This is a genomic window from Streptomyces pilosus (genome assembly GCF_014649835.1).
GTDB classification, from domain to species: domain Bacteria; phylum Actinomycetota; class Actinomycetes; order Streptomycetales; family Streptomycetaceae; genus Streptomyces; species Streptomyces pilosus.
In genome coordinates this window covers 382,461-402,886 of record NZ_BMTU01000002.1, presented here as the reverse complement: position 1 = coordinate 402,886, position 20,426 = coordinate 382,461, and the positions used below count along the sequence as shown (strand labels likewise).

18 protein-coding genes are annotated in these 20,426 nt (G+C 73.8%); 12 read left to right on the top strand and 6 right to left on the bottom strand.

All coding sequences use genetic code 11. The annotated features are described in order from the left end of the window. Positions 1-58: 58 nt before the first annotated feature. Complete coding sequence (locus IE118_RS06755) at positions 59-2,200, top strand: PP2C family protein-serine/threonine phosphatase (RefSeq protein ID WP_189556397.1); 2,142 nt, start codon at positions 59-61, stop codon at positions 2,198-2,200. A gap of 134 nt (positions 2,201-2,334) precedes the next feature. Here the strand turns inward: IE118_RS06755 and IE118_RS06750 are convergent, their stop codons facing one another. Then, positions 2,335-3,660, bottom strand: coding sequence for a S1 family peptidase (locus IE118_RS06750; protein WP_229846692.1), 1,326 nt, complete (start codon positions 3,658-3,660; stop codon positions 2,335-2,337). Positions 3,661-4,232: 572 nt separating this feature from the next. On the opposite strand from IE118_RS06750, the gene IE118_RS06745 reads away from it, so the two are divergent. The 6 genes from IE118_RS06745 (at position 4,233) to IE118_RS06720 (ending at position 11,740) form a co-directional block, all read left to right on the top strand. After that, positions 4,233-4,448: a type A2 lantipeptide gene (locus IE118_RS06745; protein ID WP_189556395.1), complete on the top strand. Its 216-nt coding sequence runs from the start codon at positions 4,233-4,235 to the stop codon at positions 4,446-4,448. A gap of 110 nt (positions 4,449-4,558) precedes the next feature. Then, positions 4,559-5,365, top strand: a complete 807-nt coding sequence (locus IE118_RS06740; RefSeq protein ID WP_189556393.1) for an HlyD family efflux transporter periplasmic adaptor subunit — start codon at positions 4,559-4,561, stop codon at positions 5,363-5,365. Beyond that, a complete protein-coding gene (locus IE118_RS06735) occupies positions 5,362-7,584 on the top strand; it encodes an NHLP family bacteriocin export ABC transporter peptidase/permease/ATPase subunit (RefSeq protein WP_189556391.1) in 2,223 nt (740 codons plus the stop codon). The genes IE118_RS06740 and IE118_RS06735 overlap by 4 nt, the downstream gene beginning before the upstream one ends. A gap of 1 nt (position 7,585) precedes the next feature. Then, positions 7,586-10,417 carry an NHLP bacteriocin export ABC transporter permease/ATPase subunit gene (locus IE118_RS06730; protein ID WP_189556389.1) on the top strand — a complete coding sequence of 944 codons (2,832 nt, stop codon included), beginning with the start codon at positions 7,586-7,588 and terminating at the stop codon, positions 10,415-10,417. Positions 10,418-10,504: 87 nt separating this feature from the next. Then, positions 10,505-11,515 carry a Ppx/GppA family phosphatase gene (locus IE118_RS06725; protein WP_189556387.1) on the top strand — a complete coding sequence of 337 codons (1,011 nt, stop codon included), beginning with the start codon at positions 10,505-10,507 and terminating at the stop codon, positions 11,513-11,515. A 45-nt stretch (positions 11,516-11,560) separates the two neighbouring features. Next, the gene (locus tag IE118_RS06720; RefSeq protein WP_189556385.1) at positions 11,561-11,740 is read left to right on the top strand and encodes a hypothetical protein; all 180 of its coding nucleotides are present in this window, start codon (positions 11,561-11,563) and stop codon (positions 11,738-11,740) included. A gap of 36 nt (positions 11,741-11,776) precedes the next feature. Here the strand turns inward: IE118_RS06720 and IE118_RS06715 are convergent, their stop codons facing one another. Beyond that, positions 11,777-12,385 (bottom strand): flavodoxin family protein, encoded by a 609-nt coding sequence (locus IE118_RS06715; protein WP_189556383.1) that lies wholly within the window; start codon positions 12,383-12,385, stop codon positions 11,777-11,779. Between the two features lie 80 nt (positions 12,386-12,465). On the opposite strand from IE118_RS06715, the gene IE118_RS06710 reads away from it, so the two are divergent. The 3 genes from IE118_RS06710 to IE118_RS06700 are packed head-to-tail and all read left to right on the top strand — an operon-like array spanning position 12,466 to position 14,342. Then, entirely contained in the window at positions 12,466-13,488 is a 1,023-nt protein-coding gene (locus IE118_RS06710) for an iron-containing redox enzyme family protein (protein ID WP_189556381.1), read from the top strand. A 22-nt stretch (positions 13,489-13,510) separates the two neighbouring features. Continuing rightward, positions 13,511-14,164: a HemK2/MTQ2 family protein methyltransferase gene (locus tag IE118_RS06705; protein ID WP_373303159.1), complete on the top strand. Its 654-nt coding sequence runs from the start codon at positions 13,511-13,513 to the stop codon at positions 14,162-14,164. Next, the gene (locus tag IE118_RS06700; protein WP_189556379.1) at positions 14,145-14,342 is read left to right on the top strand and encodes a CDGSH iron-sulfur domain-containing protein; all 198 of its coding nucleotides are present in this window, start codon (positions 14,145-14,147) and stop codon (positions 14,340-14,342) included. Before IE118_RS06705 ends, IE118_RS06700 begins: the two co-directional genes overlap by 20 nt. A gap of 160 nt (positions 14,343-14,502) precedes the next feature. Here IE118_RS06700 and IE118_RS06695 read toward each other — a convergent pair whose 3' ends face one another. After that, positions 14,503-14,937: a subtilase-type protease inhibitor gene (locus IE118_RS06695; protein ID WP_189556377.1), complete on the bottom strand. Its 435-nt coding sequence runs from the start codon at positions 14,935-14,937 to the stop codon at positions 14,503-14,505. Between the two features lie 408 nt (positions 14,938-15,345). Here IE118_RS06695 and IE118_RS06690 point away from each other — a divergent pair, with 408 nt between their 5' ends. Both IE118_RS06690 and IE118_RS06685 read left to right on the top strand, forming a co-directional pair. Beyond that, positions 15,346-16,041: an alpha/beta fold hydrolase gene (locus tag IE118_RS06690; protein ID WP_189556376.1), complete on the top strand. Its 696-nt coding sequence runs from the start codon at positions 15,346-15,348 to the stop codon at positions 16,039-16,041. 88 nt (positions 16,042-16,129) lie between these two features. Beyond that, the gene (locus IE118_RS06685) at positions 16,130-17,299 is read left to right on the top strand and encodes a lactate 2-monooxygenase (protein WP_189556375.1); all 1,170 of its coding nucleotides are present in this window, start codon (positions 16,130-16,132) and stop codon (positions 17,297-17,299) included. 15 nt (positions 17,300-17,314) lie between these two features. On the opposite strand, the gene IE118_RS06680 is transcribed toward IE118_RS06685, so the two are convergent. The 3 genes from IE118_RS06680 to IE118_RS06670 all read right to left on the bottom strand — a co-directional run bounded on the left by IE118_RS06680 (position 17,315) and on the right by IE118_RS06670 (position 20,426). Continuing rightward, positions 17,315-17,653, bottom strand: coding sequence for an inner-membrane translocator (locus IE118_RS06680; protein ID WP_189556374.1), 339 nt, complete (start codon positions 17,651-17,653; stop codon positions 17,315-17,317). A gap of 169 nt (positions 17,654-17,822) precedes the next feature. Next, entirely contained in the window at positions 17,823-19,469 is a 1,647-nt protein-coding gene (locus IE118_RS06675) for an RICIN domain-containing protein (RefSeq protein WP_189556373.1), read from the bottom strand. Positions 19,470-20,048: 579 nt separating this feature from the next. Continuing rightward, the gene (locus tag IE118_RS06670; protein ID WP_189556372.1) at positions 20,049-20,426 is read right to left on the bottom strand and encodes a toxin Doc; all 378 of its coding nucleotides are present in this window, start codon (positions 20,424-20,426) and stop codon (positions 20,049-20,051) included.

Sequence of the window (20,426 nt, the reverse complement as noted above, 5' to 3'; positions counted from 1 at the left end):
CGGCCCGGCAGGGAGGAGATTGGGTCGCGGGGCGCGGCCGTGCGAGGAGGTGGTCGGCGTGTCCGAGGGGCAGTCGTCCGCGCGGGCGCCGGCGGGTGCGCGGGCGCCGGTGGGCCGTCCGCTGCTGTCGCTGACGCTGGCCTCCATGATGGACGAGGTGCACGCGCACTCGGGTGCGGTGTACCTGCTCTCGCCGGACCGTCCGGTGCTGGAGATGGCGGTGATGGCGGGGCTGCCGCGCGCCTTCGCCGCGCCCTGGGAGCGGGTGGCGCTGAGCGCGCCGATCCCGGTCGCCGACGCGGTGCGCGACCGGCGGCTGGTCTGGGTGGGCGGCGAGGAGGAGATGGCGCGCCGCTATCCCCGGATCGCCGTGGTGCTCCCCTACCCCTTCGCGCTGGCCGCGCTGCCGGTGGCGACCGCGACGAGGGCGTACGGGGCGGTGTTCGTGACCTGGCCGGGCACACGCCCGCAGGAGCTGTCCGACTGGGAGCGGGATCACATGGCCGCCGCCTGCGACCGGCTGGCGGTGCGGCTGGAGCGGGCCGCCGAGCAGAGCCTGCCCCTGGCGGACGAACCGGATCTGCTGGCCGCTCCGCTGGTGGGGGGCACGGCCGGCACGCTCGGTTCGGTGGAGGCGGCGCGGATGGTGGCGCGGCTGCCGTACGGGCTGTGCTCGCTCGACGTGCACGGTCGGGTCGGCTTCGCCAACGCGGCCGCCGCCGACCTGCTCGACGTCCCGGTCGGCCGGCTGCTCGGCACCCATCTGTGGGCGTCGGTGCCGTGGCTGAACGACCCCGTGTACGAGGACCGCTACCGGGCCGCGCTGTTCAGCCAGCACGTCACCTCGTTCGTCGCGCTGCGGCCGCCCAGCGACTGGCTGTCGTTCCGGCTGTACCCGAGCACCACCGGCCTCAGTGTGCGGATCAGCCGGGCCCGCGCGGTCACGGAGATGAACCGCGCGGCGCCGCAGCCGGGACGGGCGGGCGCCCGGCTGGTCACCATCAGCCAGGTGCTGGACCTGGCCGGTGCGCTGACCGAGGCGGTCGGGGTGCAGGACGTGGTGCAGCTCGTCGCGGACGAGGTCGCCCCGGCGGTGGGCAGCCAGGGGCTCGTGGTGCTCGTCTCCCGGGCGGGCCGGCTGCAGGTGCTGGGCCACCGCGGGTACCCCGATCCGCGGGTCGTGGAGCGGTACGACGGGATGCCGCTGTCGGAGCCGACCCCCGGCAGCCAGGTGCTGCGTACGGGGGTGCCCGCGTTCTTCGAGAGCCGCGCGGACGTCGAACGCCTGTATCCGTCGCTGGTGAGCCTGTCCGACTTCTCGGCGTGGGCGTACCTGCCGCTGATCGCCTCGGGGCGCCCGGTGGGGACGTGCGTGCTGTCCTACACGTCCCCGCACCACTTCGCGACGGAGGAACGGGCGGTACTGACCAGTCTGGCCGGGCTGATCGCCCAGGCGCTGGAGCGGGCCGTGCTCTACGACGCCAAGCACCGGCTGGCGCACGGGCTGCAGGAGGCGCTGCTGCCGCACACGCTGCCGTCGCTGGCCGGGATCGAGGCGGCCGCGCGCTATCTGCCGGCCACCCAGGGCATGGAGATCGGCGGCGACTTCTACGACCTGGTGCCGACGCAGGGCATGGCGGCGGCGGTGATCGGTGACGTGCAGGGGCACAACGTCACGGCGGCCGGGCTCATGGGCCAGGTCCGCACCGCGGTGCGCGCGTACACGGCCGTCGGGCAGGCGCCCGAGGACGTCATGCGGAGCACCAACCGGCTGCTGCTGGACCTGGGCGCGGAACTGTTCGCGAGCTGTCTGTACCTGCGGCTCGATCCGGCGCGCGGCCGGGCCGTGATGTCCCGGGCGGGTCATCCGCCGCCGCTGCTGCGCAGGCCCGACGGGCGGGTGCGGGTGCTGGACCTGGCGGGTGGTCCGCTGCTGGGGATCGACGGTTCGGCGTCCTACCCGTCGACCGAGGTGGACTTCTCCCCCGGCTCGGTGCTCGTGCTGTACACCGACGGGCTGGTGGAGTCCCCGGGGACCGATTTCGAAGTCGCGCTCGCCGATCTGGGCCGGCGTCTCACCGACCTCGGTGATCTGCCGATGGACGAGCTGGCCGACGCTCTGGTCCAGCACGGCGCGGACGTGGGGGGCCGGCCGGACGACGTGGCGGTGCTGCTGCTGAGGGCTCTGCCGACCGGATGAACCGGGCCGGCCGGAGGCGCGGCACGCGCCCGGGGGCGCACAAGGTCCTCCCGGGCCCCGTCCGGCCTCGCGCGCGGCGGCCCGGTCCCCTCACACGCGGTGGCGGGACCGGGCCGGGCTCCCCGGGCGGGGCGTCAGTGGGTGTCGGTCAGGCCGGACTCCTGCCCGGCGTCCTGACCGGCGTCCTGCCCTGCGTCCTGACCGGCGTCCTGCCCGGCTCCGTCGCCCGCGCCGGCCTCTTCTCCCGCGCCCGCCTGCCCGCCACCGGCGTCCTGACCAGCACCCTGCTCACCACCGGCGTCCTGCTCGCCGCCCGCCTGGTCGCCGGCGCCCGCTCCGCCGTCGGCGCCGAGGGTCGCGCCGACCGCCGCCAGGGCCGTGGTGACCGGCTGGAAGAACGTCTCGCCCCCGGAGGTGCAGTCGCCGCTGCCGCCGGAGGTCAGGCCGATGGCGAGACCGTCCCGGGTGAACATCGAGCCACCGCTGTCACCGGGTTCGGCGCAGACGTCGGTCTGGATCAGACCGGTGACCGTGCCCTCCGGGTAGTTCACCGTGGCGTTCAGACCCAGCACCTGGCCGTCGGCGAGTCCGGTGGTGCTGCCCATCCGGAACACCTCCTGCCCGACGGTGGCCTCCGCCGCCTGCGAGATCGGGACCGACTGGTCGCCGACGTCGACGTCGCTGGGCGCCTGGGTGGCGGGGTCGTCGTACGTGACGAGTGCGAAGTCGCCCTCGCCCGGGAAGACCGCCTGGTCGACCGTGGCGATCGGCGCTCCGCCCTGCGCGTCGGACCACTGGTCGCCCCCGGCGGCGCAGTGACCGGCCGTCAGGAACGCCGGGGTGCCGTCGCCCGCGGTCACGTTGAAGCCGAGCGAGCAGCGTGCACCGCCGGAGAAGATGGCGTCGCCGCCGGAGACGAACGTCTTGAACGTGCCCGCGGACTTCTTGATGGTCGCCATGCCGGAGCCGAGGCTCTCGACCGTGGACTCCAGCCGGTCCCACTTCTCCCCGGTGACCGTGCGGTCCGCGGTGACGAGGATCTTGTTGGTGCGCGGGTCCACGGCCCAGGAGGTGCCCGGGATGGTGGCCTCCGCCTTCAGCGTCCGCGCTCCCGCCTCCAGTTCCGTCATGCTGTTGTCGACCTCGCGGACGGCCGCGCCTGCCTTCTTGGCCTGCACCACGACGGTGTTGTCGTCGCCGGCCACGACGTTGACGACGAGTTGCTTGTTCTCGCCGTCGTAGTAGGAGCCGGCGAACGCGTCGCCGAGGAGCCCGGCGAGCTGGGAGGCGAGGTCCGAGGCGTCGCCCGCCTTCAGGGTCCTGGGCGCGGCGGCCGCGCCGTCCGACGCGCCGTCCTGTGAGGCGTTGGCGTGGGGGAGCAGGATCGCGGCGGCACCGAGCGCCGCCGCACCGCCCACCGCTATCGCGGCCTTGCGCTTCGGCATTCGCTTGTGACTCAAACTACTCGACCTCCTGGGGGGGGTACCGGCGTCCTGCCGCCGTGCGGCAGTGAACGGGGGGCGCCTGGATGGCTTTTGGTACGCGCGGGGCCCGAGGCGTGTTCAATCCCGCCTCCGGCTTCACGGAACGTCACCGACCGTGCGCAGCACGTTGCCGCGGGTGAGCGGAACGGCGGCTTCAGCGAATCTGCACAGCGCATGCCCAACGCGGTCACCGCAGTCGGTGTCCGCCCCGGCGCCGACGGGCCGGAGCACGGCTTTGCGGCCGGTCTGCCGGAATCCGGCCCGGGGACGCAAGCGGCGGGAGGGGACGATGCCGTGAGCCATGTGAAGAAGTCGCCGCCGAGCCGTGCCCGCGTCTGCACGCTTGCACGCCGACCGGGCGCAAGTTGCCTGGTGAGACGTTTGGTTGAGTGGAAGCCCGCGTCGGCGGCGTGCTTTGATCCATCGCACCGCAAGGCCGCTCCGGGCTCCCGGCGACGGTGGTCCGGCCCCTGCGGTTCGCGGCTTTCGTCTGTCCCCAGAGGGGGCCGCTCCCCCTTGAGAAAACCCATAGGAAGGGAAGTTCCGTCATGAACTCCACCCCCCGTTTCGAGACCGCCGAGATCTCCGACGCCGACCTCGACAACGTCTCCGGCGGCCTGTCCGTGAACGCCGTGAACACCCTCACGGGCGCGGTGGACGGCATCGCCCCGGTCTCCGGCCTGGTCGACACGGTCGTCGGCACGGTCGAGGGCGCCACCGGTCTGAACACGGCCCCGGTCACGAACCTGGTCGCCGGTCTCTGATCGCGCCCTCGCATCGCGGAGTCCCGGAGCCGCCCCCCGGCTCCGGGACTCCGCGATGCGTGTGAAGTCCCCCGTCCCCACGCACAGTCCGTCCAGGTGAGGGAAAAGCCGTGCAGTTCCGCCAGCAGGCCCTCGCCAGGCTCCAGTCCCCCGAGGAGCTCGATCTCCCGGTGCGCTTCGCCCGCCCGCAGGGCTGGCTGGTGCTGTCCGTGACGGTGGTCGTGATGGCGGCGGCCTCGGTGTGGGCGGTGACCGGATCGGTCTCCTCCACCGTCGACGCGCCCGCCGTCCTGACGTACGGGCAGGGCAGTTACGTGCTGCAGAGTCCGGTCGCGGGGCAGGTCACCGCCGTGCTCGCGAAGGAGGGCGAACGGCTTCCCGCCGGCTCCCCCGTCCTGAAGGTGCGCACCGCGCGGGGCGACGAGACCGTGCGCACCCTCGACGCGGGCCGGATCACCGCGCTCGCCGCGAGTACCGGGCAGATCATCTCCACCGGCGCGAACGTCGCCGCAGTGGAGAAGGTCGCCCGTGCCGGGGCACCGCTGCGGGCGACGGTGTACGTCCCCGCCGAGAGCGCCGCCGGCATCCCCGCCCACGCCGCCGTGGACCTCACCGTGCAGTCGGTGCCGAGTCAGGAGTACGGCGTACTGCGCGGCGAGGTGACGTCGGTCGGCCGGTCGGCCCAGTCGGCCCGGCAGATCGCCGCGTTCCTCGGGGACACCCAGCTGGGCGAGCAGTTCACCAGGGAGGGCAGACCGGTGGCGGTCACGGTGGAGCTGAGGAAGTCGTCGGCCACGAGGAGCGGTTACGCGTGGTCCTCCGCGGACGGCCCGCCGTTCGAGCTGACGTCCATGACGCCGGCCACGGGTTCGGTCCGGCTGGCCGACCGGCGCCCCGTCGACTGGCTGCTGCCGTGACCACCGCACGGGAGAACCGCGGCAGACGCCGCGCCGCGCCGCCCCGGCGCAAGGTGCCCAGGGCCCGGGTGAGGACCGTCCGTACGCCCACCGTGCTCCAGATGGAGGCCGTGGAGTGCGGCGCCGCCTCGCTCGCCATGGTGCTCGGCCACTACGGGCGCCATGTCCCGCTGGAGGAGCTGCGGATCGCGTGCGGTGTCTCGCGGGACGGCTCGCGCGCCGGCAACCTCCTGAAGGCGGCCCGGAGTTACGGGCTGACCGCCAAGGGCATGCAGATGGACCTGGCCGCCCTCGCCGAAGTGACCGCGCCGGCGGTGCTGTTCTGGGAGTTCAACCACTACGTCGTCTACGACGGCATGGGCCGCCGGTTCGGGCGGCGCGGGGTGTACGTCAACGACCCGGGCAAGGGGCGGCGGTTCGTGCCCCTGGAGGAGTTCGACGGCAGCTTCACCGGTGTCGTGCTGGTGATGGAGCCCGGTGAGGACTTCACCCGGGGCGGCCGCAGGCCGGGCGTGCTCGGCGCGATGCCGGCCCGGCTGCGCGGCACGGCGGGAACGATGCCCGCGGTGGTCCTGTCCAGCCTGCTGCTGGTGGCGGTGGGCGCGGCGGTGCCCGGACTCAGCCGCACCTTCATCGACGACTTCCTGATCGGCGGCCGGACCTCGACGCTGGACGTGCTGTTCGCGTCGATGGGCGCCTGCGTGCTGCTCACCCTGGTGCTGACCTGGCTCCAGCAGGGCAACCTGCTGCGCGGCCGGCTGATCTCCTCCACCCTGACCAGCGCCCGCTTCCTGCGCCATCTGCTGCGCCTGCCGGTGACGTTCTTCGCCCAGCGCAGCCCGGCCGACCTGGTGCAGCGGCTGCAGTCCAACGACGCGGTGGCCGAGACACTGTCCCGCGACCTGTCGGCGGCGGGCGTGGACGCCCTGATCGTCGTGCTGTACGCGGTGCTGCTCTACACCTACGACCCGCAGCTGACCTTCGTGGGCATCGGTGTGGCGCTGCTGAACATCGCGGCGATGCGGGTCGTCATCCGGCTGCGCGCGACCCGTACGGCGAAGCTGCGGGCGGACACCGCGCGGCTCACCAACACGGCGTACACCGGTCTGCAGCTGATCGAGACGCTGAAGGCGACCGGCGGGGAGGACGCCTACTTCCGCAAGTGGGCGGGGCAGCACGCCACGACCCTGGAGGAACAACAGCGGCTCGGGGTGCCGACGGCGTGGCTCGGCGTCGTGGCGCCGACGCTCGCCACGCTCAACAGCGCGCTCATCCTGTGGATCGGCGGTCTGCGGGCGGTCGAGGGGTACGTGTCGGTCGGTCTGCTGGTGGCCTTCCAGGCGCTGGTCACCCGGTTCACCGCCCCGCTGACCCGGCTCAACGGCGTCGCGGGCCGCATCCAGGACTTCGCGGCGGACGTGGCCCGGCTGAAGGACGTGGAGAACTTCCGGACCGACCCGCTCCACGACCGTCCCGGCGCCGGGGAATCCACCCGCCGGCTGCACGGGCACGTCGAGCTGCGGAATCTCGCCTTCGGCTACAACCCGCTGGACGCGCCGCTGCTCACCGGCTTCGACCTGACCGTCGGACCGGGACAGCAGGTGGCCCTGGTGGGCGGCTCCGGCAGCGGCAAGTCCACCGTGTCGCGGCTGATCTCCGGCCTGTACACGCCGTGGGAGGGCGTGATCCGGATCGACGGGCAGCGCATCGAGGACATCCCGCGCGGGGCGCTGGCCGCGTCGGTGTCCTTCGTCGACCAGGACGTGTTCCTGTTCGAGGGCACCGTGCGGGACAACGTGGCGCTGTGGGACCCGTCGATCCCGGACGAGGCGGTGGTGGAGGCGCTCAGGGACGCGGCGCTGTACGACGTGATCACGCGCCGTCCCGGCGGCATCCACAGCCCGGTCGAGCAGGACGGCCGGAACTTCTCCGGCGGTCAGCGCCAGCGGCTGGAGATCGCCCGGGCGCTGGTGCGCCGGCCGAGCATCCTGGTGCTGGACGAGGTGACCAGCGCACTGGACGCCGAGACGGAGCTGGTGGTGATGGACAACCTGCGCCGGCGCGGCTGCGCGTGCGTGGTGATCGCGCACCGGCTGAGCACGGTGCGCGACAGCGACGAGATCGTCGTCCTGGACCACGGCACGGTCGTGGAACGCGGACGGCACGAGGAACTGGTGGCGCGCGGCGGCGCGTACGCGGCGCTGGTCAGGGAGCGTTGAAATGACAGCCGTGCACGACGACGGCCGGGGCGGCGGCGACCTCGTCCTGGGCGCGCTCGGATCGCTGGGCACGCCGATCGACGCCTCCGGGTTCGGCCGGCTGGACCTGGAGGGGCCCCAGGTGCTGTGGCTGATCGCGTCCGGCGCCGTGGACCTGTTCGCGGTGGACGCGGAGCAGCGGGGCCACTGGCACCATCTGGGCCGGCTGGAGGCCGGTTCCCTGGTGCTGGGCCCGCCGGCCGGTCCCGCGCACACGCTGGTGGCGCGTCCGCTGCGGGACTGCGTGGTGCACCGCATCGGGCTGCGCGAGCTGTACCAGCCGGCGCACACCCAGACCTGGTCGTACGACGAGTACGGCCATCCGCAGTACGTGCCGCCCACGACGAGTCCGCTGGAGTACGCCCTCGCGCTGGGCACCGGCCGCGGCCTCGCGGTGCTGTTCCAGGCGCCGATGGCCACCGAGCGCGCCGCCGCGCCCGGTGACGACGACGTGTTCTGGATGCAGGTGCCGCCGGGCAGCGTCCGGTACGGCTCGCTGTACGGCGCCGAGGCGGCGGCCGACCTGCTGGTCGATCCGGCGCTGTGGCAGAGCATGGTCGACCAGCAGTACCGGCTGATGACCGCGCTGGACCGGTGGATCGAACAGCTGGAGCACACCCACGAGGCGCGGACCGCGGAGGGCATCAGGGCCGGCGAGGCGGTGCGCGCCCAGGCCGACCGGACGCTGCTCGCCGCCATCGGCAAGCCGTCGGGGCGGCGCGCGACGGCGGCCGACGCGGACGCCACGTACGCGGCCTGCGAGCTGGTGGCGCGCGCGGCGGGCATCTCCCTGGCCGCGCCCGCGCGGTCCGGCATCGGCGCGGACCGTCTCGATCCGGTCGAGCGGATCGCGCTGGCGTCCCGGGTACGCACCCGCGTGGTGCGGCTGCACGGCCGCTGGTGGCGGGACGACACCGGCCCGCTGGTGGGTCACCGGGCGTTGTCCGGGGCACCGGTGGCGCTGCTGTGGCGGCGCGGCGGTTATGTGGCGGTGCACCCCGCGACCGGCCGGGAGACGCCGGTCGAGAAGGCGAACGCCGAGGAGTTCGCACCCCGCGCGGTGATGTTCTACCGTCCGCTGCCCGAGCGGCGGCCGAGTCCGCTGCGGCTGCTGCGCTTCTGCATGACCGGTACGCGCGGTGATCTGACCGGTCTGCTGCTGAGCGGTCTGGTGACCGTGGCGATCGGGGCGCTGGTGCCGCTCGCGACGGGCAAGGTGCTCGGTGAGTTCGTGCCGAGGGCACAGACCGGGCTGATCGTCCAGGTGTGTCTCGCGGTGATCGTCGGCAGTGTGGTGGCCGCCGCCTTCATGCTGCTGCAGAACCTCACCCTGCTGCGGCTGGAGGGCCGGGTGGAGGCCACGCTCCAGCCCGCCGTCTGGGACCGGCTGCTGCGGCTGCCCACCCGGTTCTTCACCGAGCGGTCCACCGGTGAGCTGGCGAGCGCGGCCATGGGCATCAGCGCGATCCGCCGGCTGCTGGCCGGGGTCGGCCCGACGGTGGCCCAGGCGGTCACCGTCGGGGCGGTGAACCTGGGGGTGCTGCTGTGGTTCAGCGTGCCGATGGCGCTCGCCGCGATCGGCATGCTGGTCGTCGTCGCGGCCGTGTTCCTGGGGCTCGGGCTGTGGCAGGTGCGCTGGCAGCGCCGCCTGGTGGTACTGACCAACAAGCTGAACAACCAGGCCTTCCAGACCCTGCGCGGGCTGCCGAAGCTGCGGGTGGCGGCCGCGGAGAACTACGCGTACGCCGCCTGGGCGTCGGAGTTCGCCCGCAGCCGGGAGCTGCAGCGCAGGGCCGGCCGGATCAAGAACCTGACGGCGGTGCTCGGCGCGGTCTACCTGCCGCTGTGCACGCTGGCGATGTTCATGCTGCTGGCGGGTCCCGCGCGCGGGTCGATGACGGCGGCGGAGTTCCTCACCTTCAACACGTCGGTGACGATGGTGCTGACCTCGGTCACGCAGCTGACCGGCGCGTTCGTCTCGGGGGTCGCCGCGCTGCCGCTGTTCGAGCAGATCAGGCCGGTACTGGACGCCACTCCCGAGGTGCGCGCGGCGAGCACCCGGCCGGGCCCGCTGACCGGGGCGGTCGAGGCGCGCCGGCTGTCCTTCCGCTACTCCGACGACGGCCCGCTGGTCCTGGACGACGTGTCCTTCGAGGCGCGGCCGGGCGAGTTCGTGGCGGTCGTGGGCCCGAGCGGCTGCGGCAAGTCCACGCTGCTGCGGCTGCTCATCGGCTTCGACCGGCCGGTGTCCGGCAGCGTCCTCTACGACGGGCAGGACCTGGCCGCCCTCGACCAGTCGGCGGTGCGCCGGCAGTGCGGTGTGGTGCTCCAGCACGCGCAGCCGTTCACCGGATCCGTCCTCGACGTCATCTGCGGGGCCGAGCCGTACACGCCGGAGGAGGCGATGGCGGCGGCCGAGATGGCGGGGCTGGCCGAGGACATCCGGCGGATGCCGATGGGGCTGCACACCATCGTCTCGGGCAGCGGCGCGGTCTCCGGCGGGCAGCGCCAGCGGCTGATGATCGCCCAGGCGCTGATCCGCCGGCCGCGCATCCTCTTCTTCGACGAGGCGACCAGCGCCCTGGACAACGAGACGCAGCGCACGGTCATCGAGAGCACCAAGGCCCTGGAGGCGACCCGGATCGTCATCGCGCACCGGCTGTCCACGGTCCTGGACGCGGACCGGGTGGTGGTGATGGAGGGCGGCAAGGTCGTCCAGCAGGGGCCGCCCGCCCAGTTGCTCGCCGACACCGGCGGCCGGCTGCACGAGCTGGTGCGCCGCCAGCTGGCGTGAGCCGCCGGGCGCCGTCCCCGTGGCGGGTCTTCGACCCCCGGGCGGCCGACTTCGTTGGCCGGCCCGCTAAATGGGTACTCACGGGCCATGCGGACCAGCGTGGTGGATGTGGGGTCGAAGACCGTCAGACTCGTGGTGTCGGACACGGAGGGCGGCGCTCCGCTTCCGGTCCACACCTCCAAGTGGCGGCTCAGGCTGTCCGAACAGGTCACGCCGGGCGGGCCGGTGCCGGAGCAGGCGGTGGAGGACCTGGTGGAGGCCGTCGCCGCCGCGGACCGGGCCGCCGCGCGCTGGGGGGCGGCCGGCCCGCTGGCGTTCGCGACGGCCGTGGTGCGCGGCGCCCCGAACCGGCTGGAGGTGCTGCGCGCGGTCCGGGAGCGGACGGGCGTCGAGCTGTGCACCCTCCCGGGCGAGGTCGAGGCGGAGCTCACCTTCCTCGCGGCGCGCCGCTGGATGGGCTGGCGGTGCGGACCGCTGGCGATGCTGGACATCGGCGGCGGGTCGATGGAGGTCGCCTTCGGGCGCGGCAGGCTGCCCGACTTCGCGGCGTCGTTGCCCCTGGGAGCGGCCCGGCTGACGCACGAGTACTTCGAGAAGGAGGACCCGCCCGCCCCGCAGCGGGTGCGGGCGCTGCGCCGCCGGGTGCGTCACCAGATGCGTGACGTGGCGGCCCGGATCCGCTGGGAGGGGCCCCGTACGGCGGTCGCCACCTCCCGTACGTTCCAGCAGCTGGGCCGGCTGTGCGGGGCCGCACCCGGACGGCACGGGCCGTTCGTGGAGCGGGAGCTGCGCAGCGCCGACCTGCGGGGGGCGATCGACCGGCTGGCCGCCCTGCCGGCCGCCGACCGCGCCCGGCTGCCCGGCATCTCCGCGCCCCGCTCCGTGCAGAGCCTGGCGGGCGCGGTCGTGGCGCACACGGCGATGAAGCTGACCGGACTGCGGTCGGTGACGATCTGCCCGTGGGCACTGCGGGAGGGGGTGCTGCTGCGTCATGTCGAGGACGGTCCGTCCTGGTGGGCGGAGATCACCCGCCTCAACGAGAAGGAGGCGGCGGGCGCCGGTCCCGTCCCCCTGCGTCTCGCCACCGCGCGCGGCTGAGCCGAGCCCGCGCGCGTGTCCCTACCCACCGCGAAGGAGATCACCGTGTCCGAGCACGACGACCGCGAGAAGCCCGGGACGGCCGCCGAGGAGGTGCTGCACGAGGTCGAGGAGGCCGGACACCGCACCCGCGACCCCGGTGGGGCCGGTGACCGGCGCGGCGAAGCCGGGGACGCCGTGACGCCGAACACCGAGGCACAGGAGGAGTCGCGGGGCGACCGCTGAACCCGCGCCGCGGAGCCCCGGCGGGCCGGCCCGCGCCTACTGCGGGGGCGGGCCGAGCGGCCGGGCCTCCAGGGCGCGGGCCACGCCCAGCAGGTTGGCCGCCATGGCACGGCCGGTCTTGCGGGACCAGTCGTGGCCGCTGCCGCCCTCGAGGAAGCTCGGTCCGGGCCCGGGGCCCTGGTTCCAGTAGGTCCACGCCTGGCCGGGGATGGTGTAGCCGATGTCCTGCAGACCTCCGGTGATCTCGCTGATGACGTGGTGGGCGCCGTCCTCGTTGCCGGTGACGACCACTCCGGCGACCCTGTTGTAGGCGACCGGGTGGCCGGCGTCGTCGGTCTCGGACAGCATGCCGTCCATGCGTTCCAGGACGCGCTTGCTCACCGACGAGGGCTGGCCGAGCCAGGTCGGGGTGGCGATGACGAGGATCCGCGCGGCGAGGATCTTCTCGTGCACGTCCGGCCAGTCGTCGCCCTCGTGCACGGCCTCGCTGACCACGCCCGGCGCGATGTCCAGGTCCACCGCGCGGACGACGTCGACCTGCACGCCGTCCTTCTCCAGCTGCTCCGTGACGGTGCGGAACAGCGCCTCGGTGTTCGACGTCTCCGGTGACTTCTTGAGGGTGCAGTTGATCACTAGTGCCTTCATGACGACATGGAGTACCCCGTGCACGGCCCGCCGCCACAAGGGCAGGGGTTTCCGTGCGCCGTCCGGGTACCCGTCGGACCATGGAAGACCTCCGAGACGAACCTCTGCTGCCCGCGCCGCGCGGTCCCGTGAGCAGCGCCGTTCAGGCCCATCTGCGCGGCACCGGCCCGCTGCCGTCCGAGCAGGACGTCGACGCGGCCCCGGTGTACGGCGACGACCTCCAGCTCGCCCTGTACCTCTGCTACGAACTGCACTACCGCGGGTTCGCGGGCGTCGCCCCCGGCCTGGAATGGGACCCGGAGCTGCTGCGCACCCGCGCCGCGCTGGAGCGGCGCTTCCTCGGCGCGCTCCGCGCGGACGCCCGGCGGCACGACACCGTCGACGACGCGCTCGCCGGGATCCTCGTGGAGCCGGTCGACGGCACCGGCGTCAGCCACTTCCTGCGCGACAAGGGCGAGCTGTGGCACCTGCGCGAGTACGCCGCCCTGCGGTCGCTGTACCACCTCAAGGAGGCCGACCCGCACGCCTGGGTGCTCCCCCGGCTGCGGGGGCGGGCCAAGGCGGCGATGGCGGCCGTCGAGTTCGACGAGTACGGCGGCGGCCGGGCCGACCGCGTGCACGCCCGCCTGTTCGCCGACCTGATGACGGACCTGGGCCTGGACACGACGTACGGCCGCTATCTGGACGCCGCCCGGGCCGAGCTTCTCGTGGTGGTGAACCTGATGTCGCTCTTCGGTCTGCACCGCTCCCTGCGGGGTGCCCTGGTGGGCCACTTCGCCACGGTCGAGATCACCTCCTCGCCGGGGTCCCGGCGGCTCGCGGAGGCGATGCGGCGTACGGGCGCGGGGCCGGCGGCCGAGCACTTCTACGACGAGCACGTGGAGGCGGACGCGGTGCACGAGCAGGTGGTGCGCCACGAGGTCATCGGCGGCCTGCTGGAGGACGAGCCGTATCTGGCCCAGGACATCGCCTTCGGTGTGGACGCCACGGTGTTCACCGAGGACCTGCTCGGTGACGCCCTGCTGGCCGACTGGCGGGCAGGCCGTTCCGGACTGCGGGAACCCCTGGACCAGGTGGCTCAGGACTCCACCCATACCTCGTGAGCACGGGGGTACTCGGCGGGCTGTGAAATCACTCGTACCACCGGGCGTGTACGCCCCTCAAGAGGACACCGAACTCCTGGCCGGCGCCCTGCTCGAGGAGCCTGTGGCACCGGGCGCCGAGGTGCTCGACGTGGGAACCGGGTCCGGCGCGCTGGCGGTGACCGCCGCGCGGCGCGGCGGCCGGGTGACCGCGGTCGACGTGTCGTGGCGGGCGGTGTGCGCGACGCGGATGAACGCGTTCCGGGCCGGTGTTCCCGTGCGGGTCCACCACGGGAACCTGTTCGATCCGGTGCGGGGGCGGTCCTTCGACCTGATCCTCGCCAATCCTCCGTACGTGCCCGCACCCGGGGGCCACCGGATGCCGCGCGGCGCAGCGCGGGCCTGGGACGCCGGAGGCGACGGCAGGATGGTGCTGGACCGCATCTGCCGGGAGGCGCCGGGGCTGCTGCGGCCCGGCGGTGTCCTGCTCCTGGTGCAGTCCGCGCTCAGCGACCCCGAGGCGACGCTCGGTCCGCTGCGGGCGGCCGGGTTGAAGGCCGCGGTCACCCGGCGCCGGCGCATCGCCTTCGGGCCGGTGCTCCAGGAACGCGAGAAGTGGCTGCGCGAGCGGGGGCTGCTGCTCCCGGACGAGAACGAGGAAGAGCTGGTGGTGGTCCGTGCCGAACTCCCCGTCTGACGCCCCGCGGCGGGTCACCGTGCAGCGCAAGGGGCCGCTGCTGCTGGAGGGTCCGGTGGAGGTGGAGCTGGAGGACGGTTCGGTCGTGTCCTCCGACCGCTTCCGGGTGGCCCTGTGCACCTGTCGCCGCAGCCGGCGCTATCCGTGGTGCGACACCAGTCACCGCGACCGGGCGTGAGTCCGTCCGGTCCGTCCGGTCCGCCGGAAGCCCGGAGGCCGGCGGGCGGCCCCACTCCGCCCGCCGGCCTCCTTCCGCGAGATCGCACGTTCCGCGTGGGGGCTCGCACTCCCCAAGTCTGCGGGCCGCCGCGCGGTCACGGGAACCGTGCGATCCCGGTCTAGAACGCGAAGACGCTCGAACCGTGAGCGTTCATCACGCATGCGTTGGGGAAGATCCGCTCGTAGGAGACGCGCTGCCCCTGCCACACCCCGTCGACGGTGACGAGCACCGGGTCGTACTGCTGGGTGCAGAAGACGCCTTCCCGCATCGTCAGCGCGTCGAAGTCGCCGCTGACGTGGTTCAGGTCCGCGCAGGCCGAGGCCGCGGCCGGGTGGGTGCCCGAGGGGCCGGGCGCGCAGGTCAGGGTGACCGCGCGTTCCGGCGTGACGGTTGCCGTGCTGTCGCCGTGACCCACGGTGAGCACCAGGGCCGAGGGGGCGTAGAGCGCGGACGGGGCATCTCCCTGTGCGGCCAGCGCGACCCCGGACAGGGGTGCGCAGACGGCAGCGGCCGTGAGGCCGAGGACGGTGGCCCAGCGCGCGGTGTTCCGCATTGTGTGCATCCTTCCGCTTCGTTTCGTCGGGTCGCCGGCCCGTGCCCGGTGGAGCCGGACCGGCGTGCCGGAGTCTGCCGAGTCCGGGACGGAAACTCACATCGGGTGTGCAGATTTAGGTAACATTGCGTGTTGAAGCAGTGGCGCGAAGCGACAGCGTGCACAGGGCTCGACCCGGTAACCGGGCGGCCGGCGCGGAGCCGAAGTGGCCAGATGGCCGAATATCCGTCGCTCTTTAATCGGCCTGAAACATTCCGAATCCGTTCCCGGCGGACCGTTCCGTGACGTCCTGTGTTCATGAAAGTCGCGTGCGGTGGTCATCGCCCGGTCGCCCGCGCACCGGCGGACCGCGGCCCCCGCTCGCGTCGGCCGAACGGCTGTGTCAGTGGCCTTCGTTACGGTGCGCCCATGACTCGATTCGTGATGGTGGCCGGGGCGTGGCTCGGGGCGTGGGCGTGGGACGAGGTGGCGGCCGGGCTGCGCGCGGCGGGCCACGAGGCCCGTCCCCTGACGCTGTCCGGCCTCGCCGAGAGGCGGAGCACGCCGGCCGGGCAGCAGACGCATGTCCAGGACGTCGTGGACGAGGTGGAGCGCCTCGGTCCGGGTGACGTCGTCCTCGTGGGGCACAGCTACGCCGGGATCCCGGTCGGCCAGGCGGCGGCGCTGATCGGGGGACGGCTGCGGCGGGTGGTGTTCGTCGACGCGGCCGTGCCGGTCGACGGGGAGTCGTTCCTCGCGGGCTGGCCCAGTGACCACGTCCGGCGGGCCGTCGAGGCAAACGAAGGCTTCTGGCCGCCGTCCGGGGCGGACGAGTACGCGGGCCAGGGGCTGACGGACGGTCAGATCGCGGCGATCGTCGCAGGAGCGACCCCGCACCCCGGCGCGACGCTCACCGAGCCGGCCGTCCTCGACCGGCCGCTCGCCGGGCTGCCGGCGACGTACGTCAAGTGCCTCCTCGACGGCGACGAACCCCCGGCCGCGGCGGCCGGGCCGCTGAGGAGCGGCCGCTGGGAGCTGGTGACCATGGACACCGGTCACTGGCCGATGTTCTCCCGGCCGCGGGAGCTGGCCCGGATCCTGCACGAGGCGGCTGCCACCCGCTGAACTCCGGCCGCCCCGTGCTGGACGCGACCCGCGCATACCGGCCAGTATGCGTCAGGACGACACGGCTCGAGGAGACGGGGCGGGACGGATGGCGAAGCACTGGGCCGACTTCCAGTACGAGATCTACCTGAACGGGATGACCGGTGCCGTGCCCCGGCTGCCGACCGATCTGACCCGGCTGGAGGAGCTGACCGAGCAGCGGCTGGGTCCCGGTCCGGTGGGATACGTCGCCGGCAGCGCCGGGGACGGCAGCACGGCCCGCGCCAACCGTGCCGCGCTCGACCGCCACCGGATCGTTCCGCGCATGCTGCGGGACGTGCACGAGCGTGACCTGTCCGTGGAGGTCCTGGGCCGCACCCTGCCGGCACCACTGGCGCTGGCCCCGGTCGGAGTGCTCTCGATCATGCACCCGGACGCGGAGTCCGCGGCGGCCCGGGCCGCCGCCGCCCAGGGTGTGCCGTTCGTCCTGTCCTCCGCCTCCAGTACGCCCATGGAGCAGGTCGCGGAGGCGATGGGCGGGGCGGAGCGCTGGTTCCAGCTGTACTGGCCGAAGGACGTGGAGGTCGCCCGGAGCTTCCTGGAACGGGCGAAGGCCGCCGGGTTCACGGCGCTCGTCGTCACCCTGGACACTCCCCTGCTGTCCTGGCGCCCGCGTGACCTGGACCGGGCGTACCTGCCGTTCCTGCATGGAGTGGGCACCGCCAACTACTTCTCGGACCCGGCGTTCCGGGCCGGCCTGGCCAAGCCGGTGCACGAGGACCCCGACGCGGCGGTGATGCACTTCGTCGGCATGTTCGCCGACCCCGCCAAGTCCTGGCCGGACCTGGCGTTCCTGCGGGACAACTGGGACGGCCCGATCGTGCTGAAGGGGGTGCTCCACCCCGACGACGCCCGGCTCGCGGCCGATGCCGGGATGGACGGTGTGGTGGTGTCGAACCACGGGGGCCGTCAGGTGGCCGGGGCGGTCGCCGCGGCGGACGCGCTGCCCGGCGTGGTGGAGGCCGTCGGCGACCGCCTCACCGTGCTGTTCGACAGCGGGATCCGCACCGGCGACGACGTCTTCAAGGCGCTGGCCCTCGGCGCCCGGGCGGTCCTGCTGGGACGCCCGTACGTGTACGGGCTCGGTCTCGACGGGCAGGCGGGCGTGGAGCACGTCATCCGCTGCCTGCTCGCCGAACTCGACCTCACCCTGGCACTGTCCGGCCACGCCACACCGGCCACGCCCGGCCCCGGCGACCTCACCCCCGCACTCCGCTGACCGGGGCGGGGCGGGTCAGGGCCAGAACCGCAGCGCGTGGACCGCCACGACGACGCAGAACGTCAGCTGCACCGCGGCGGCGACCCGCTCCCCCGTCCGCATCAGCAGGAACGCCGTCGCGCCGACCGCCAGGGCCAGCACGCCGAAGCCCGTCAGCGGCCCCCAGTCCGGGGGCGGCCCGCCGGTCGCGCCGTACGCCATGGCGGCGTCCAGCCGCCCCAGTCCGCGGACGGCGAGCACGAGGACGACCAAGGCGCCCGCCGCCGCGTCCGCCAGCAGCACGAGCAGCAGCAGGCAGCCTGTGGTGGCGGCGCTGCCGAGACGGGTGGGCTGCTCGCCGGCGCGCTCGGGCATGGGGTGACGATCGCCCGGAACGGTCCCGTCCGAACGGTCCGTCACCGACTCGCAACCGGGCCGTACTCCGTGCGTCACGGACTCCTCTCCGCCGCCGGCCACGCCCGCCGCACGGCCGGCGGCCGGGACGGGACCTCCCGAGTGGGTCCCGTCCCGGCCGCCGGCACCGTCACGCCAGGGGTTCCGGCAGCCTCGCGTGGCGGGCCGGCGGGGCGCCCGTTCCCGTGATGGAGAGGGACTCGGTGGTGAGGGTGTCCACGGACTCGGCCGCCCAGCGCTGGTTCACCGTCCGGTCGCGCACCTTGACGACGATGTCGGCGTTCGCGTCAGGGGTAGCGGGGAGGAGAGCCAGCTGTTCGTCCCAGCGGGGCAGCAGCTCCCCCTGGAGGGTGAGGTCGTAGCGCACGTCGTCGCGGCGCGGGTCGCCGGGGTCGGCGCACGTCCCGAGGACGACGACACCGGCGTCCTTGTGCGAGTCGAGGCACAGACCGGGGTCGGCGACGCTGCGCAGCAGCCCGTCGTCCTCGTACGTCCACTGCTGGGTCCACGCGGAGGAGCAGTCCGCGAGCCGGGTGCCCGAGCCGTCCCGCGGCTCGCCACGGGTGTCGAGGCAGAGGCCGGAGGCGATGTTGCGCAGCCGGGTGCGCCCCGGGGCGCTCGGCAGTCCGGCGGCGCCCGGAGGGGACGCGGACGGCACGGCCGCGCGCCCGCCCGCCGCACCGGTGGAGCCGGTCGGGTCGGCCGCGCCGCCGTCCGGTGTGGAGGACCCGGCGATGAGCACGCTCACCAGGACACCGGCGGACACCGCGCCGAGACCGGTGAGCAGGGTCCTGGTGGAGCGCACCGGGTCCGGGAGGGCGATGCCCGCGAGACGGTCGGGCACGGGCAGCCGGGACAGCAGACGGTGCCGGCCGCCGCCGGACTCCCCGTCGCCGCCCCGACGCCGGCGGCGGGCGGCCCGGCCGCCGCGCGGGCCCGCGGCCGCACGTCCCGGGCGCGAGTCGAGGTAGCGCCGGGCACCCCAGCCGAGCACGGCCTCGGCGAGCAGCGCGCCCAACCCGCCCTCGAAGTGGCTCAGTTGCTCAGCGGCGTTCCGGCAGTAGCGGCACTCCGCCAGATGCCTGCGGACGTCCGGCAGCAGGGCCCCGCCCCGGCGGATGGGCACGTCGAGGAGACGGTTGTAGAAGCCGCAGTCCTTCGTCGGTGCCAGTTCCTGATGGGCATGGACAAGACCCTGACGGAATTTTTCCCGTGCCTGTTCGAGTGCGCCCGACGCGATGTCGGGATCCATGCCCAGCAGACCGGCCGGTACGGAAATCGGCTCGGCCTCGACCTCGACATGCCAGAGCAAACAGCGGGCGAGTGCGGGCAGGGACCGGAATGCCCGTTGGGCGAGTGAGCGGTTTTCCGGCGTCATGGTCGTCGCCGCGCGCATGCCGCGTCCGCCGGCCGGTTTCTGCAGGCCCGGCAGAACGCCTGCTATTCGGTCGTCGGCGGCCCACTCCCGGACCGTGTCCCGCACTCCGACCAGCAGCACCGGCCGTAGCGCGACGGCCGGTTCGCCCACGGCGACCCGGTCGAGGACACGGTGCAGGGCGGCCGCGGTGACCATCGCGGCCGTCTGTCCCGACGAGGCGAGACAGACGGCCGCGTAGTCCTGCATCGACCGCCAGTGCCGCGCGGTCAGCAGCGCGACGGAGCGGGCGGCCTCGCCCTCCGGCCGGCTCCGCAGGCGCGCGGCGAGGGCCTCGTCGGATTCCCCGGGGTCCCCGCCCGGCGGCGGATAGGGAGGTCGAGGGGGGTGGGGGGTGTGCACTGAGATGGTTCCTTCCCACAGCGCATGTGACATTCGAGCGTTTCCGACGCCGAAAAAGGAAGCCCGATTGGTGCATACCTCTTTGGCGTGGTGCGGGGGGCGCGAATTCACCGGCGGCGAATCGGATCCGGTTCCTCAACTCACGTGCGTCCCCGGCCTTTACCCCCTCGCGGGTGGCTCACTCTCGCACAACCGGCGCTCGGCCAACAAGGCGGTGGGGCAACATCCCGGCGTTGACAGAAAGTCAGAAAGACAAGGGTGCCCGCAAGCCGTCACTCCGGCTTTCGACCTGCGTTTTCCCGCGGTTCACAGCCGGCCCTCACGCGGATGCCGCCCGGCGCTCACCCGCGTGGCGGCCGGACGCGTCACGCACCCCGTGTGAACGCCGCGCCCGCGCCGGACGACCACGCACGCTCCCGGCGCACGCCGGAGCGCGGTCGACTGGTCACGACCCTCTCGGAGGTCACGCGCGGGGCCGGCGGCCGTCCTGCGCGCCCGGCCGCCGGCCCTGACCCTCCCGCCCCCGGCCGGCGGCCCCGGGGGGGAGCGGGCACCGCCCGCACCCCGTCCGGCGCGGTCTCAGATCTGCCAGGAACGCAGCCGGTCGGCCGCGGCGTAGACGTCGGCGTCGCCGGAGATCAGGTCACGGGCGAGATCGACCAGGGCGCCGTAGGGCGGGTCGATGCCGACCCCGCTCACGAACATGTAGGCCACGGCGGTGGAACAGGCGAAACGGGCGTTGGCCGAGGGCAGCGGCCGGAGCACGGCCAGGGTGTGCAGCAGGGCCGCCGCCCGCCAGGCCGGATCGGAGTCCACGCCCAGCCGGGGCGGGTCGACGCGATGCCGGGCGACGGCCGCGACCAGGGCGGAGAAGTCGTTGACGGTGGGCTGGTCCGGGAGGACCTCCTCGTGGCGCTGGAGCAGCCAGGGCACGTCGATGTGCAGCACGGGTGCCAT

What these genes read in the sequence shown, in the direction of transcription:
- IE118_RS06690 (WP_189556376.1), top strand. Translation starts at nt 15,346, where the DNA reads ATGACTCGATTCGTGATGGTGGCCGGGGCGTGGCTCGGGGCGTGGGCG.
- IE118_RS06670 (WP_189556372.1), bottom strand. Translation starts at nt 20,426, where the DNA reads ATGGCACCCGTGCTGCACATCGACGTGCCCTGGCTGCTCCAGCGCCAC.
- IE118_RS06695 (WP_189556377.1), bottom strand. Translation starts at nt 14,937, where the DNA reads ATGCGGAACACCGCGCGCTGGGCCACCGTCCTCGGCCTCACGGCCGCT.
- IE118_RS06710 (WP_189556381.1), top strand. Translation starts at nt 12,466, where the DNA reads ATGGAAGACCTCCGAGACGAACCTCTGCTGCCCGCGCCGCGCGGTCCC.
- IE118_RS06715 (WP_189556383.1), bottom strand. Translation starts at nt 12,385, where the DNA reads ATGAAGGCACTAGTGATCAACTGCACCCTCAAGAAGTCACCGGAGACG.
- IE118_RS06685 (WP_189556375.1), top strand. Translation starts at nt 16,130, where the DNA reads ATGGCGAAGCACTGGGCCGACTTCCAGTACGAGATCTACCTGAACGGG.
- IE118_RS06730 (WP_189556389.1), top strand. Translation starts at nt 7,586, where the DNA reads ATGACAGCCGTGCACGACGACGGCCGGGGCGGCGGCGACCTCGTCCTG.
- IE118_RS06680 (WP_189556374.1), bottom strand. Translation starts at nt 17,653, where the DNA reads ATGCCCGAGCGCGCCGGCGAGCAGCCCACCCGTCTCGGCAGCGCCGCC.
- IE118_RS06725 (WP_189556387.1), top strand. Translation starts at nt 10,505, where the DNA reads ATGCGGACCAGCGTGGTGGATGTGGGGTCGAAGACCGTCAGACTCGTG.
- IE118_RS06745 (WP_189556395.1), top strand. Translation starts at nt 4,233, where the DNA reads ATGAACTCCACCCCCCGTTTCGAGACCGCCGAGATCTCCGACGCCGAC.